Source organism: Salmonella sp. A29-2, from assembly GCF_020150755.1.
Taxonomy (GTDB): domain Bacteria; phylum Pseudomonadota; class Gammaproteobacteria; order Enterobacterales; family Enterobacteriaceae; genus Salmonella; species Salmonella enterica.
This window is the reverse complement of sequence record NZ_CP083731.1, coordinates 4,442,112-4,456,938: the sequence shown is the minus strand read 5'-3', so window position 1 is coordinate 4,456,938 and position 14,827 is coordinate 4,442,112. Positions and strand designations below refer to the sequence as shown.

The 14,827-nt window shown below is 53.7% G+C and carries 14 protein-coding genes and 1 pseudogene; 11 read left to right on the top strand and 4 right to left on the bottom strand.

Features of this window, described 5'->3' with window-relative positions:
* Positions 1 to 11: 11 nt before the first annotated feature.
* Positions 12 to 1,556: a maltose ABC transporter permease MalF gene (gene malF / locus K8W53_RS21635; protein WP_000382565.1), complete on the bottom strand. Its 1,545-nt coding sequence runs from the start codon at positions 1,554 to 1,556 to the stop codon at positions 12 to 14.
* Between the two features lie 42 nt (positions 1,557 to 1,598).
* Here malF and K8W53_RS24085 point away from each other — a divergent pair.
* Positions 1,599 to 1,739, top strand: a pseudogene (locus K8W53_RS24085) (hypothetical protein); the annotation flags it as partial.
* Here the strand turns inward: K8W53_RS24085 and malE are convergent.
* The gene (gene malE, locus K8W53_RS21630) at positions 1,688 to 2,878 is read right to left on the bottom strand and encodes a maltose/maltodextrin ABC transporter substrate-binding protein MalE (protein ID WP_001651229.1); all 1,191 of its coding nucleotides are present in this window, start codon (positions 2,876 to 2,878) and stop codon (positions 1,688 to 1,690) included. The pseudogene K8W53_RS24085 and the gene malE overlap by 52 nt on opposite strands.
* Positions 2,879 to 3,239: 361 nt before the next feature.
* Between malE and malK the strand changes: the two genes are divergently transcribed.
* From malK to ubiA, 5 genes are all read left to right on the top strand, one after another.
* Positions 3,240 to 4,349, top strand: coding sequence for a maltose/maltodextrin ABC transporter ATP-binding protein MalK (gene malK / locus K8W53_RS21625; protein WP_000179176.1), 1,110 nt, complete (start codon positions 3,240 to 3,242; stop codon positions 4,347 to 4,349).
* Positions 4,350 to 4,436: 87 nt separating this feature from the next.
* Positions 4,437 to 5,795 (top strand): maltoporin, encoded by a 1,359-nt coding sequence (locus tag K8W53_RS21620; protein WP_000973642.1) that lies wholly within the window; start codon positions 4,437 to 4,439, stop codon positions 5,793 to 5,795.
* 163 nt (positions 5,796 to 5,958) lie between these two features.
* The gene (gene malM, locus K8W53_RS21615) at positions 5,959 to 6,876 is read left to right on the top strand and encodes a maltose operon protein MalM (RefSeq protein ID WP_000782497.1); all 918 of its coding nucleotides are present in this window, start codon (positions 5,959 to 5,961) and stop codon (positions 6,874 to 6,876) included.
* Positions 6,877 to 7,056: 180 nt separating this feature from the next.
* Positions 7,057 to 7,554 (top strand): chorismate lyase, encoded by a 498-nt coding sequence (gene ubiC, locus K8W53_RS21610; RefSeq protein ID WP_000019230.1) that lies wholly within the window; start codon positions 7,057 to 7,059, stop codon positions 7,552 to 7,554.
* A 13-nt stretch (positions 7,555 to 7,567) separates the two neighbouring features.
* Complete coding sequence (ubiA, locus tag K8W53_RS21605; RefSeq protein WP_000455249.1) at positions 7,568 to 8,440, top strand: 4-hydroxybenzoate octaprenyltransferase; 873 nt, start codon at positions 7,568 to 7,570, stop codon at positions 8,438 to 8,440.
* Positions 8,441 to 8,538: 98 nt separating this feature from the next.
* Here ubiA and plsB read toward each other — a convergent pair whose 3' ends face one another.
* Complete coding sequence (gene plsB / locus K8W53_RS21600; protein ID WP_000017360.1) at positions 8,539 to 10,959, bottom strand: glycerol-3-phosphate 1-O-acyltransferase PlsB; 2,421 nt, start codon at positions 10,957 to 10,959, stop codon at positions 8,539 to 8,541.
* 170 nt (positions 10,960 to 11,129) lie between these two features.
* Between plsB and K8W53_RS21595 the strand changes: the two genes are divergently transcribed.
* The 5 genes from K8W53_RS21595 to K8W53_RS21575 all read left to right on the top strand — a co-directional run bounded on the left by K8W53_RS21595 (position 11,130) and on the right by K8W53_RS21575 (position 14,060).
* Positions 11,130 to 11,498 carry a diacylglycerol kinase gene (locus K8W53_RS21595; protein ID WP_000002902.1) on the top strand — a complete coding sequence of 123 codons (369 nt, stop codon included), beginning with the start codon at positions 11,130 to 11,132 and terminating at the stop codon, positions 11,496 to 11,498.
* 108 nt (positions 11,499 to 11,606) lie between these two features.
* Positions 11,607 to 12,215 (top strand): transcriptional repressor LexA, encoded by a 609-nt coding sequence (gene lexA, locus K8W53_RS21590; protein ID WP_000646079.1) that lies wholly within the window; start codon positions 11,607 to 11,609, stop codon positions 12,213 to 12,215.
* A 178-nt stretch (positions 12,216 to 12,393) separates the two neighbouring features.
* Positions 12,394 to 13,719 carry an MATE family efflux transporter DinF gene (gene dinF, locus K8W53_RS21585; protein WP_001128102.1) on the top strand — a complete coding sequence of 442 codons (1,326 nt, stop codon included), beginning with the start codon at positions 12,394 to 12,396 and terminating at the stop codon, positions 13,717 to 13,719.
* On the top strand, positions 13,716 to 13,829 hold the full coding sequence (locus tag K8W53_RS21580; protein WP_010989093.1) for a hypothetical protein: 114 nt from the start codon (positions 13,716 to 13,718) through the stop codon (positions 13,827 to 13,829). Before dinF ends, K8W53_RS21580 begins: the two co-directional genes overlap by 4 nt.
* Positions 13,830 to 13,850: 21 nt before the next feature.
* Positions 13,851 to 14,060, top strand: coding sequence for a CsbD family protein (locus K8W53_RS21575; RefSeq protein WP_001030592.1), 210 nt, complete (start codon positions 13,851 to 13,853; stop codon positions 14,058 to 14,060).
* A 99-nt stretch (positions 14,061 to 14,159) separates the two neighbouring features.
* On the opposite strand, the gene zur is transcribed toward K8W53_RS21575, so the two are convergent.
* Complete coding sequence (gene zur / locus K8W53_RS21570; RefSeq protein ID WP_000416271.1) at positions 14,160 to 14,675, bottom strand: zinc uptake transcriptional repressor Zur; 516 nt, start codon at positions 14,673 to 14,675, stop codon at positions 14,160 to 14,162.
* Positions 14,676 to 14,827: the final 152 nt, after the last annotated feature.

Below are 14,827 nucleotides of genomic sequence, written 5' to 3'. Positions count from 1 at the left end.
TATTATCTCCCTTAATCAAACTTCATACGCGTGGCTTTCAGGTTCACGATGGCCAGCGCGCCTACCAGCAGGAAGATCAGCGTGGCAATGGCCGCCGCCAGACCGAAGTCCTGACCGCCGCCGCCTTCAAAGGCGATACGGTAGGTGTAGCTGACGAGCAGATCGGTATAACCAGCAGGCGTGGTGGTGCCGAGGCGGTCTGGCCCGCCGTTGGTCAATAACTGAATCAGGACAAAGTTATTAAAGTTAAAGGCGAAGCTGGCGATCATCAGCGGCGTTAGCGGCTTAATCAGCAGCGGTAAGGTGATCTTAAAGAAATTCTGAAATGGACCTGCGCCGTCCATTGCGGAGGCTTCGTACAGGTCATCCGGAATCGCTTTCAGCAGTCCCATGCACAGGATCATCATGTAGGGATAGCCCAGCCAGGTATTCACGATAATCACCATTGCCCGCGCGGTGTTGGGGTCGCTGAACCAGGCCGGTTTAATGCCAAACAGCGCGCTCAGCATCATATTGATTTCGCCAAAGCTTTGGTTGAATAACCCTTTGAAAATCAAAATTGAAATAAACGACGGTACGGCGTAGGGCAGAATCAGCAGGACGCGGTAGATAGCTTTACCTTTCAGCGCTTCCCACTGTACGAGGCAGGCCAATACCATCCCAACCGCCACGGTTAACACCACAGTGAGGACCGAAAAGACCACGGTCCAGACGAAGATAGCGAAAAAGGGCTTCTGGATCCCTTCGTCGGTAAAGACGCGCGTAAAGTTTTTCGCGCCGATAGTAACGGTATAACCAGGACTGAGTTTTTCATCACCCCAGCTTCCGTCGGCGTTGATCGACTGATAATAACCGCTATCGTTGTTTGGCCGGTATTTTACGCCGCTCTGGTTATTGGTAAGCAGGCCGTCATCAGCCAGTGTGTACAGCGGACGGGTACCGGAAAACTGACGTAGCGAGCTCATAATCACTTTACTTTCATCCGGCAGGACGGCGGTTATCTGGTTCAGCGCCAGACGGTTCTGGGTGATTATCCGCAGATTGGCGCGTTCGCCGCCCGGTAGGGCATCGGTCTCTTTCAGCTGTAATTTTTGTTCGCCGCCGAAGGAAAATGCGTCAGACAGGTAATGTTTGCCCGTTTCTCCGTCGGTGAGGGCCAGTTGCCACTCGTCGCCGGCCGGGTAAAGACCGAAGTTATAGGTTTTTCCTGCCTGATAAGAACGGTCCATCAGCACTTGCTGGGCGCGTTCAAAGGTGAGCTGGTTGGTGCTGCTGTAGTTAGTAAAGGCGATGGCGATGGTGCACACCAGCGGGAATAGCACAAACAGCCCCATGCCGGCGAGGCCAGGGTAAACGTAGCGCCAGGCGTAGGTTTTACGATTTGCAAAAATATACAGGCCAGCAGAGCTTAAAATCAGCGTCATGATGGCGAACAGATACTCCCCTTGTACGTACATTAAAACTACAAGGTAACCCACCAGCAGGCCCAGCAGACCAATTACTGACCATTTAAGCTGGTCGCTTTGCCACCAGTGTTTCTTTTTAATGACATCCATGGGGGTTTTCCTCTACAGCGTTGAAACTTCCTGGCCGGAGATGTGCCTGATGGCGCTGCGCTTATCAGGCCTACGGTGTGTTGTAGGCCGGATAAGGCATTTATGCCGCCATCCGGCACAGGCTCACGGCATTACTTAGTGATACGGCTTTGTGCATCTTTCAGCGCGGCATCCACGGTTTGACGGCCGCTGGCGGCGTTGATCACAGCCGTACGTACCGCATACCAGAAGGCGGACATCTGCGGAATATTCGGCATGATCTCGCCTTTCTGGGCGTTATCCATGGTGGCGGCGATACGGGGGTCTTTCGCTAACTGCTCCTGGAAAGATTTCAGCGCCACGGCGCCCAGCGGTTTATCTTTGTTCACCGCTGCCAGACCCTGATCGGTCAGCAGGTAGTTTTCGAGGAACTCTTTCGCCAGCTCTTTATTCGGGCTGGCAGCGTTAATCCCCGCGCTCAGCACGCCGACGAACGGCTTCGAGGGTTTACCTTTGAAGGTCGGCAGCAGGGTGACACCGTAGTTGACTTTGCTCTTGTCGATGTTCGACCATGCCCACGGACCGTTGATGGTCATTGCCGTTTCGCCTTTATTGAAGGCCGCTTCGGCGATGGAGTAATCGGTATCGGCGCTCATATTTTTGTTCTTGATCATATCGATCAGGAAAGTCAGGCCCGCTTTCGCGCCGGCGTTATCGACGCCAACGTCTTTCACGTCATACTTGCCGTTTTCAAATTTGAACGCGTAACCGCCGTCAGCAGCGATCAAAGGCCAGGTGAAATACGGCTCTTGCAGGTTGAACATTATCGCCGACTTCCCTTTCGCTTTTAGTTCTTTATCCAGCGCCGGGATCTCTTCCCAGGTTTTCGGCGGGTTTGGGACGAGGTCTTTGTTATAAATCAGGGAGAGGGCTTCAACGGCGATGGGGTAGGCGATCAGCTTGCCGTTATAGCGTACCGCATCCCAGGTGAACGGATAGAGTTTGTCCTGAAACGCTTTATCCGGAGTGACCTCCGCCAGCAGACCAGACTGCGCGTAGCCGCCAAAACGGTCGTGCGCCCAGAAGATAATGTCAGGACCGTCGCCGGTGGCTGCCACCTGCGGGAATTTCTCTTCCAGCTTATCCGGGTGCTCAACGGTCACTTTAATGCCGGTGTCTTGCTCAAATTTTTTACCGACCTCGGCCAGACCGTTATAGCCCTTGTCGCCGTTGATCCAGATAACCAGTTTACCTTCTTCAATTTTGGCGAGAGCCGGGGCGGAAATCATCATCGTCGTAAGTGCGGATAATGCGAGGATGCCTACGCCAGTTTTAATCTTCATATCTCCCATCCTTTTTGGTGATGTACACAGAGGTGGTTTAACGGTCTCTAGTTTCTTTATACGACAACCTCTTTCCATCCTCCCCGCCCCTACGCCCCACCCCGGCTTTATGTGATCTGTGTTACATAAATGTGAGTAATGCGTGCTGGCGCACATAAAAACACGCCGATTTTTGCGGGCGGCATCACGAAATTCCTTTTCTGCCCGCACCCGTGGTCTCAGGCGCTGTGTCCTCATCCTCCCGCCTCCTCCCCCATAAAAAAGCCGGGGGGTGGAGGATTTACCCCAGTCAGGGATCGCGCATAGTCAGGCCATCATGAATGTTGCTGTCAATGACAGGTTGTAACGAAGGGAGAAAGGCATGGCGAGCGTACAGCTACGAAATGTAACGAAAGCCTGGGGTGACGTGGTGGTATCGAAAGATATTAACCTCGATATCCATGACGGGGAGTTCGTGGTGTTTGTGGGACCGTCAGGCTGTGGTAAATCGACCTTGCTGCGTATGATCGCCGGGCTTGAAACCATCACCAGTGGCGACCTGTTTATCGGGGAAACCCGTATGAATGATATCCCGCCTGCCGAGCGCGGCGTGGGCATGGTATTCCAGTCTTATGCGCTCTATCCCCATCTCTCCGTTGCAGAAAACATGTCTTTCGGCCTCAAGCTGGCGGGCGCCAAAAAAGAGGTAATGAATCAACGCGTCAACCAGGTGGCGGAAGTGCTGCAACTGGCGCATCTGCTGGAACGTAAGCCAAAAGCGCTTTCCGGCGGGCAGCGTCAGCGCGTAGCGATTGGCCGCACGCTGGTGGCGGAGCCGCGTGTGTTTTTGCTGGACGAACCGCTCTCTAACCTGGACGCCGCGCTGCGCGTGCAGATGCGCATTGAAATTTCTCGTCTGCATAAACGTCTGGGCCGCACGATGATTTACGTCACCCACGATCAGGTCGAGGCGATGACCCTGGCCGACAAAATCGTGGTGCTGGACGCCGGTCGCGTCGCGCAGGTCGGTAAACCGCTGGAGCTGTACCACTATCCGGCGGACCGCTTTGTCGCGGGCTTCATCGGCTCGCCGAAGATGAACTTCCTGCCGGTGAAAGTGACCGCCACCGCGATTGAACAAGTCCAGGTCGAACTGCCGAATCGCCAGCAAATCTGGCTGCCGGTCGAAAGTCGCGGCGTGCAGGTCGGCGCCAATATGTCTTTAGGCATTCGGCCGGAACACCTGCTGCCAAGCGATATCGCCGATGTCACCCTGGAAGGTGAAGTCCAGGTGGTCGAGCAGTTAGGGCACGAAACACAAATTCATATCCAGATCCCCGCCATCCGTCAAAACCTGGTTTATCGCCAGAATGACGTGGTGTTGGTAGAAGAGGGCGCCACATTCGCTATCGGCCTGCCGCCAGAGCGCTGTCATCTGTTCCGCGAGGATGGCAGCGCATGTCGTCGTCTGCATCAAGAGCCGGGTGTTTAAGGCCTCCATAAAAAACGAAACGCAAAACCATTCGCAGTTTTAGAAGGTGGCAGCGTTTAAAGAAAAGCAATGATCTCAGGAGATAGAATGATGATTACTCTGCGCAAACTCCCACTGGCAGTTGCTGTCGCAGCGGGCGTAATGTCCGCTCAGGCAATGGCTGTCGATTTCCACGGTTACGCCCGTTCCGGTATTGGCTGGACGGGAAGCGGCGGCGAACAACAGTGTTTTCAGGCAACGGGTGCCCAAAGTAAATACCGTCTCGGTAACGAATGTGAAACCTATGCGGAACTGAAACTGGGCCAGGAAGTGTGGAAAGAGGGCGATAAGAGCTTCTATTTCGACACCAACGTCGCCTATTCGGTTAACCAGCAGAACGACTGGGAATCGACCGATCCCGCCTTCCGCGAAGCGAACGTGCAGGGTAAAAACCTGATTGAATGGCTGCCGGGCTCTACCATCTGGGCCGGTAAGCGCTTCTATCAGCGTCATGACGTACACATGATCGACTTCTACTACTGGGATATTTCAGGTCCTGGCGCAGGTATCGAAAATATCGATCTGGGCTTCGGTAAGCTTTCACTGGCGGCGACCCGCTCTACTGAAGCGGGCGGCTCTTACACCTTCAGCAGCCAGAATATTTATGATGAAGTGAAAGATACCGCTAACGACGTCTTTGACGTACGTCTGGCTGGGCTGCAAACGAACCCGGACGGCGTACTGGAGCTGGGCGTTGATTACGGCCGCGCCAATACGACCGATGGTTATAAGCTGGCTGATGGGGCATCGAAAGACGGCTGGATGTTCACCGCCGAACACACGCAAAGCATGTTGAAAGGCTATAACAAGTTTGTCGTGCAATATGCCACCGATGCTATGACCACGCAGGGTAAAGGCCAGGCGCGCGGTTCCGACGGTTCTTCATCTTTCACTGAAGAATTGCCTGATGGAACCAAAATTAATTATGCCAATAAGGTCATCAATAATAATGGCGATATGTGGCGTATTTTGGATCATGGCGCCATCTCGCTTGGTGATAAATGGGATTTGATGTACGTCGGTATGTACCAGAATATCGATTGGGATAATAACCTGGGTACTGAGTGGTGGACCGTGGGCGTACGTCCAATGTACAAGTGGACGCCAATCATGAGTACCCTGCTGGAAGTCGGCTACGACAACGTGAAATCTCAGCAGACCGGCGATCGTAACAATCAATATAAAATCACCCTGGCGCAACAGTGGCAGGCGGGCGACAGCATCTGGTCGCGTCCGGCTATCCGTATTTTCGCCACCTACGCGAAATGGGATGAGAAGTGGGGCTATATCAAAGACGGCGATAACATTTCCCGTTATGCCGCAGCGACTAACTCCGGCATTTCCACCAACAGCCGTGGCGATAGCGATGAGTGGACCTTCGGCGCCCAGATGGAAATCTGGTGGTAATACGATGGTCATCTGACGTAACGAGGGGCGCAAGCCCCTCTGAAATATCAGGTCTGATGATGCTTGTAAGCCGAATAAGGCGCCAGCCGCCATTCGGCGATATGTTTGGGTTGGCTCGCTATTGCCTGGCTACCGCTGAACCCGCCTTATTGAGGTGAGAATAATGAAAATGAAGAAAAGTCTCGTCGCCCTCTGTTTAACCGCAGGGCTGTTCGCCAGCGTGCCGGGTATCAGCCTGGCGGAAGTGAACTATGTACCGCAAAATACCAGCGCCGCGCCCGCTATTCCTGCTGCTGCGCTACAGCAATTAACCTGGACGCCTGTAGATCAGTCAAAAACGCAGTCTACCCAACTGGCGACGGGCGGCCAGCGCCTTGACGTCGCCGGCATTACCGGCCCGGTCGCCGCTTATAGCGTTCCGGCGAATATCGGCGAGCTGACATTAACTCTGACCAGCGAGGTCAATAAGCAAGCCAGCGTTTTTGCGCCAAACGTGTTGATTCTTGACCAAAATATGACGCCTTCGGCGTTCTTCCCCAGCAGTTACTTTACTTATCAGCAGCCGGGCGTCATGAGCGCAGACCGGCTGGAAGGCGTGATGCGCCTGACGCCTGCGTTGGGGCAGCAGAAACTCTATGTTCTGGTGTTTACGACCGAAAAAGATCTTCAGCAAACCACTACGCTGCTCGATCCGGCAAAAGCCTATGCCAAAGGCGTCGGTAACTCTATCCCGGATATTCCCGATCCAGTTGCTCGCCATACCACTGACGGCGTGGTGAAACTGAAGGTGAAAACCAACAGCAGCTCCAGCGTATTGGTCGGGCCGTTGTTTGGCTCGTCCGGTACCGGGCCGGTAACGGTAGGCAATACCGCCGCGCCGGTCGCGGCGCCAGCGCCAGTCGCGCCGAAGAAAAGCGAACCGATGTTGAACGATACGGAAAGCTACTTTAATAAAGCGATTAAGGATGCCGTAGCGAAAGGCGACGTCGATAAAGCGCTGAAACTGCTTGATGAGGCCGAACGTCTGGGATCGACATCTGCCCGTTCCACCTTTATCAGCAGTGTAAAAGGCAAGGGGTAATTATTTCCCCACAGTGCTGATTTTGCAGCAACTGGTGCGTCTCCTGGCGCACCTTTTTTTGTCATTTCATGCGAATTGTTATTTTTTTGTTGCGCAACAGATCACTTAATTGTGATTGCGCCCCCCGTAATGTCTTTTCTGAGATACAATGACTTTAGGTTATGAATCGGAGAGTAAGGCATGTCACACCCTGCGTTAACGCGACTGCGTGCGCTGCGCTATTTTGATGCGATTCCTGCGCTTGAACCCCATTTGCTGGACTGGCTGTTGCTGGAAGATTCTATGACTAAACGTTTTGAGCAGCAGGGAAAGCGGGTAAGCGTGACGCTGATTCGGGAAGCGTTTGTCGGCCAAAGTGAGGTCGAGGAAGCATCAGGTTTACTGCCATCCGAATCCCGCTACTGGTTACGTGAGATACTGCTTTGCGCTGACGGCGAGCCCTGGCTTGCCGGACGTACCGTGGTACCGGAATCCACGCTGTGCGGACCTGAACAGGTCTTACAACATCTGGGTAAAACCCCGCTTGGACGTTATCTATTTACATCATCGACACTGACCCGCGATTTTATTGAAATTGGACGCGATGCAACGCTGTGGGGGCGCCGCTCTCGACTGCGGTTGAGCGGAAAACCGCTGTTGCTTACCGAGCTTTTTTTACCTGCATCGCCGCTGTACTGAGAGGAAGATAAAGATGGAGTGGAGTCTGACGCAGAGTAAGCTGCTGGCGTTTCACCGTTTGATGCGTACAGATAAGCCTATTGGCGCGTTGCTGCTGCTCTGGCCGACGCTTTGGGCGCTATGGGTGGCGACGCCGGGTATGCCTCAGCTGTGGATTTTGGCAGTTTTTGTCGCTGGCGTGTGGTTAATGCGCGCGGCGGGCTGCGTGGTGAATGATTATGCCGATCGTAAATTTGACGGACATGTAAAACGTACGGTCAACCGACCTTTACCCAGCGGCGCCGTGACAGAGAAAGAAGCGCGCAACCTGTTTGTGGTGCTGGTGCTGCTGGCGTTTCTGTTGGTGCTGACGCTGAACGCCATGACGATTCTGCTTTCCGTGGCGGCGCTGGCGTTGGCCTGGGTTTATCCCTTTATGAAACGCTATACCCACCTGCCGCAGGTCGTGCTGGGGGCCGCTTTCGGCTGGTCAATCCCCATGGCGTTCGCCGCGGTGAGCGAATCCCTGCCGTTGAGCTGCTGGCTAATGTTCCTCGCCAATATTCTCTGGGCAGTGGCTTACGATACGCAATATGCGATGGTCGACAGAGATGATGATATCAAGATAGGCATTAAATCGACGGCGATCTTGTTTGGTCGTTATGACACATTGATTATCGGGATTCTGCAGCTTGGCGTCATGGCGTTAATGGCGCTGATCGGCTGGTTGAATGGTCTGGGATGGGGATATTACTGGGCTGTGCTGGTGGCGGGCGCGCTGTTTGTCTACCAGCAAAAACTGATTGCGAACCGTGAGCGTGAAGCCTGCTTTAAAGCCTTTATGAACAATAACTACGTTGGCCTGGTGTTATTTTTAGGGCTGGCGATGAGTTACTGGCACTTCTGATGTCATGCCGGGCGGACCCGGCCTACAAAGCCAAAATTTTCAATACGTCATATCAGTTGCCCGATAAGCTTACGCCATCGGGCATTTCAGGCACTGGCTTACTCGCCCTGCGTCGCGCTTTCAATCGTCAGACGGACATCAGAGGTAATCAGATCGGCAAGCATCTGATATATCTTCATCGTTTCTGCCGGTTCGGCATCGCCCGTATCACTGATATAACCCTCATCCCGTAGCGTCAACACGAGTGAACTGAACACCGCTTTGTCGAAAAACTCCGGCGCGTTAATACCGTGCAGGACAGACAGACGTTGCGCCACGGTACGGCTTTCTTTCTCCAGCGTACTGCGGTTGATGGACGGATTGGCGCTCAACAGCCAGAACGTAATGGCATAACGCTGTAGCGTTTCGCGCGCGCCTGCCGCCAGCAGCTGCAGCGTACGGGAATGCGTCGGGTTGATATGCAGTTCATCATCCTGCAGGGTAATTAGCCCCTGACGCTGCATTTCACTGGCCAGCGCGTCAATGACCGAGGCTAACTCCTCGCGCTCCCAGCGCAGGAACAGCTCCGCTTTTAACATCGGATAGAGCGCTTCAACATGCTGCTGCAACGCATCACGCGAAATGCGACGATGCTGGGTGATAATCGCCGCCATCAGCGAAGGCATAATCAACATATGCGCGATATTGTTACGATAATAGGTCATCAACACCGCCTGCTCGCGCGGCAGGATGATGATATCGCCAATGGTGTCTTTCTCGACCTCAAACTTATTCATCTGCAGCGCGTGAGCGATGAGCTCGCCAGCGCTGGCGGCAGGAACGGTTGAGTCTGTGGAATAAGGGACATTGCGCATCAGATCGAGATAGCAATCAAGCTGCTCGGTGAGCTGCTCGCGGGTGAGCGAGCGCTGACGCGACGCTAACAGCGCGGTACAACACAGGTTCATCGCGTTTGCCGCGCCAGCGTTGTTAATACGCACCATCAGATCGGCGGCGATACTATTTACCGTCGGCGTCAGCCAGGCTGGGCGTATGGCCTCTATAGGGTCGATAGATTCGCGCCACTCCGGCACATGCTGGTTCAGGTACGTCATGAGCGGCATCGGTTCGCCAAAGTTAACGTAGCCCTGACCCAGATTGCGCAGCTTGCTCAAGCCTTTCAGCATCTGCGGCAGGCTCTCTTTCTCTTTTGTCGCGCCGCGCAGTTCTTTCGCATAGGTGCCCACTTCCATGACGTGCTCATAGCCGATATAAATAGGCACTAACGTAATTGGACGGGTACCGCCGCGCAGCATCGCCTGGATAGTCATCGACAGGGTGCCGGTTTTCGGGTCTAACAAACGTCCGGTACGCGAACGTCCTCCTTCGACAAAATACTCAACCGAGTAACCGCGGCTGAACAGCTCGCCCAGGTATTCGCGAAAGACGGTGGAATAGAGTTTATTCCCCTTAAAGGTGCGACGAATAAAGAACGCGCCCAGACGACGGAAAATCGGGCCAGCGGGCCAGAAATTAAGGTTAATACCGGCGGCAATGTGCGGCGGAACCAGTCCCTGATGGTACAGCACATAAGAAAGGAGCAAGTAGTCCATATGGCTGCGGTGACAGGGTACATAGACGATTTCATGGCCGTCGTGCGCCAGTTGGCGTACGCGCTCGGCGTTATGCACGTTAATCCCCTGGTACAGTCGGTTCCAGGTAAACCCCAAAATCCTGTCGGTCAAACGAATCATCTCGTAAGAGAAGTTCGCCGCGATCTCTTCCATCAGCGCAATGGCGTTTTGCTGCGCTTTTTCATGAGAGATTTTTTTACTGCGCGCTTCGTCTTCTACCGCGCGGGCGATCGCTTTCGAGGCCAGCAGTTTGTTAAACAGATCCTGACGGGCGGGCAGGCGTGGGCCAACCGCCGCCAGGCGCTGGCGAGCAAAGTGCATACGCGCCACGCGAGCCAGCTTCTGCGCGATGATTTTATCGGTGCCGTGTTCATCAGCCATGCGACGCAATGAGACGGACGGCGAGAATCGGACAAAGCTATCGCGGCCCAGCCAGGAGATGGCAAAGAATTTCTGTACGCCGTTCAGCATACGTAAAGGCGGGTTATCTTCTCCCTTTTCACGACCCGGGGCGCGGCCAAACATCACGGAAACGGGCACCATCTGCACGTCCAAAGCCGGATTACTCCGATGCAGATCGAGATAATCGTGAAAAAGTTTCACCGACTCTTCTTTTGGCGTGTAATAGGTAAAGACACGCGGTCCGCCGTGAATAAATACATAGCGTGGCAGCAGCGCGCCGTCGATCTCCAGCGGCTCCAGCGGATCCGGGAGATCGTGCGCCAGACATTGAGCCCGCAGCGTCAGTAAGTCCGCTTTTGAGTTGTATGGCAAGACATACATAATGGGGCGAGAAGTATCGAGCCCCAATTCCTGGGCGGGTTCCGCCGGAATAGACTTGCTTTTTACCAGTATGCTTAATGGTAAATTCAGTAATTTGTAGTAAATTCGTGGCCAGCCGGACATAAACGATGTAAAGCCTCTGGTTAATAATGCAAATGCGGTGCAAGGATATCAGAAAGTTTAGCGAATTTCTGTTGTATCCCGTCATACTTCGCGCTGCGTTACGGCAGTCCGAATCGTGCAGGGCAACCGTATAATGTCATTGACGTTAATAATGTAAAAAGGTTCTTTTGATGGCCAATAATACCACTGGATTCACCAGAATTATCAAAGCGGCAGGATATTCCTGGAAAGGATTTCGCGCCGCATGGACTCACGAAGCAGCGTTTCGCCAGGAAAGCCTCGCGGTATTGCTGGGCGTCATCATCGCCTGCTGGCTGGATGTGGATGCGATTACCCGTGTGTTATTGATAGGTTCCGTTTTACTTATCATGATTGTTGAAATCCTCAACAGCGCTATTGAAGCGGTCGTGGACCGCATCGGTTCTGAATACCATGAGCTTTCCGGCCGTGCGAAAGATATGGGATCGGCTGCGGTGCTACTGTCTATTTTCGTTGCCCTGATGACCTGGGGCATCCTGTTATGGTCACATTTTCGATAAAGGTTCCAAATTTTATAAATCTCTTGTTTTTTGCGCCGTTTGTGGTTCCAAAATCACCTTTAACTGTATATACTCACAGCATGACTGTATATACACCCAGGGGGCGGAATGAAAGCGTTAACGGCCAGGCAACAAGAGGTGTTTGATCTCATCCGGGATCACATCAGCCAGACAGGTATGCCACCGACGCGTGCGGAAATCGCGCAGCGTTTGGGGTTCCGTTCCCCAAACGCGGCGGAAGAACATCTTAAAGCGCTGGCGCGCAAAGGGGTGCTTGAAATCGTTTCTGGCGCATCGCGAGGTATCCGTCTGTTACAGGAAGAAGAGGACGGATTACCGCTTGTCGGGCGTGTCGCGGCGGGTGAACCGCTTCTGGCGCAGCAGCATATTGAAGGCCATTACCAGGTCGATCCTTCACTGTTCAAACCCAGCGCCGATTTCCTGCTGCGCGTGAGCGGTATGTCGATGAAAGACATCGGTATTATGGATGGGGATTTGCTGGCGGTACATAAAACGCAGGACGTCCGTAATGGCCAGGTGGTTGTCGCTCGCATTGACGATGAAGTGACAGTAAAACGCCTGAAAAAGCAGGGCAATAAAGTGGAGCTGCTGCCGGAAAACAGCGAGTTTACACCGATAGTGGTGGATCTGCGCGAACAAAGCTTTACGATTGAAGGGCTGGCGGTAGGCGTCATTCGCAACGGGGAATGGTTGTAGTCTCGTTTTAATCTCCTTGTAAGCCGTCATCCGGCAATCGTGCAGCCTGATGGCGCTGCGCTTATCAGGCCTACGGGAATGCAGTTCCTGAGATGATTAATTTGTAGGCCGGATAAGGCGTTACGTTGCCATCCGGCAATGCGCTCGTTTCGTTTAACTCCTTGTCAGGCTTTTCTCCATGCCGCTTTTTACCTCCTCTGATAAAGCTCTCTGGCATCTCGCGCTGCCGATGATTTTTTCTAACATCACCGTCCCCTTGCTGGGGCTGGTCGATACGGCGGTGATTGGTCATCTGGACAGCCCGGTTTTCCTGGGCGGCGTGGCGGTGGGCGCGACTGCCACCAGCTTTCTTTTCATGCTGCTGCTATTTCTACGTATGAGCACCACCGGCCTAACGGCGCAGGCATTTGGCGCCAAAAATCCGCAGGCGTTAGCCCGGGCGCTCATTCAACCGTTATTACTGGCGCTAGGTGCTGGCGTGATGATTGTGCTATTTCGCACGCCGCTTATCGAGCTGGCTTTACATATTGTCGGCGGGAACGACGCTGTCCTGGTGCAAGCGAGACGCTTCCTTGAAATTCGTTGGCTAAGCGCTCCCGCGTCACTGGCGAATCTGGTGCTGCTCGGTTGGCTGTTAGGCGTTCAGTATGCGCGGGCGCCGGTTATCTTGTTGGTCGTGGGCAATATTCTCAACATCGCGCTCGACCTGTGGCTGGTGATGGGACTTCATATGAACGTGCAGGGCGCCGCCCTGGCGACGGTCATCGCAGAATATGCCACGTTACTGATCGGCCTCATGATGGTACGTAAAGTTCTCCATCTCCGCGGTGTGTCGCTGGATATGCTAAAACAGGCCTGGCGCGGCAACGTGCGCCGCCTTTTGGCGCTCAATCGCGATATCATGCTGCGCTCATTGCTCCTTCAGCTTTGTTTTGGCGCAATCACGGTGTCAGGCGCGCGGCTGGGCAGCGATATTATCGCGGTAAATGCAGTCCTGATGACCTTACTCACCTTTACGGCCTATGCGCTGGACGGTTTTGCTTATGCGGTGGAGGCGCACTCCGGTCAGGCTTACGGCGCGCGTGACGGTAGCAAGCTACTGGACGTCTGGCGAGCGGCGTGTCGTCAGTCGGGAATTGTGGCCTTGTTATTTTCCACAGTCTATGCCCTGGCAGGCGAACATATTGTCGCGTTACTGACCTCATTGCCGCAAATACAGCTACTGGCGGATCGGTATCTTATCTGGCAGGTGGTATTACCGCTGGTGGGCGTATGGTGCTATCTGCTCGACGGTATGTTTATTGGCGCGACGCGCGCCGCCGAAATGCGCAATAGCATGGCAGTCGCCGCGGGAGGATTCGCGCTGACGCTCTTCGCCCTGCCGGTATTAGGAAATCATGGTTTATGGCTGGCATTAACCGTGTTCTTGGCGCTTCGCGGTCTGTCGTTGAGCCTTATCTGGCGTCGTCACTGGCGCGAGGGTACATGGTTTGCCAGATCGTGACGGTTAAAAATTCTGAATATAAAACCGAAGGCCGAATTCCTGCCTACAATTATTATCACGTCCAGCAGAAATTGCAGAGCATTTGGGCGAATAACACCTGCTATTCCTAACCGAATGATGAGGACAAGATGATGAATAAAGACGAAGCCGGCGGTAACTGGAAACAGTTTAAAGGTAAAATGAAAGAACAATGGGGCAAACTGACCGATGACGATATGACCGTTATCGAAGGTAAACGCGACCAACTGGTAGGTAAAATCCAGGAGCGTTACGGTTACCAGAAAGATCAGGCGGAAAAAGAGGTTGTTGACTGGGAAACCCGTAACAACTATCGCTGGTAATATGTTTTCCCCTACCAGGAGTACATGGATGTGCTTCCCACTGTTTGCTTATGAATGCGGGCGTGCCCCTCTCTACTGCCGCCCGTTTTTCCGTTCAGGCTAACGCGGTTTTTTCTTCACCAGCACCGAGTGATCGTGACCACAGTCGCCCGGATGGCGACACGCTTCCACTTCTACGCACGCAGGGCACAGACCGTGCGCCTCAATAACGTTATGTCGTAGCGCAAAGCCCATTTTAGCCGCCAGCGTATGCATGATGTCTTCCACGCCCTCGGCACACTCTTCTTTCACCACGCCGCAACGATCGCAGATAAACATGGCCGAGCTGTGCGTCGGCTGGTCGAACAGGTGGCAAACCACATAACTATTGGTGGATTCCACTTTATGGACAAAACCCTGTTCGAGCAAAAAATCCAGCGCGCGGTAAATGGTGGGCGGTTTGGCCTGTGGTTCCGTTTCGCGCAGCAAATCGAGCAAATCGTATGCGCTGATGGCACCCTGTTGCAGACTCATCAGGCGCAACACTTCGAGGCGCTGAGGCGTCAGGCGCACGTTGCGCTGCGCGCAGAGTTTTTCAGCTTGCGCCAGTAACTCTTGCGTTGTGGTCTTTTCCATGTAGCACCTCGAATGGCATGAAAGTCTAATCCGTTACTTTACCACGAGCTGCTTAAAACTCTGAAATTACCCCGCGACAATATATCGCCTGCTAAGCTTTTCCGCGCCAGTATTCTCATCTATACCTAATGAGGGTCGATATTATAACAACA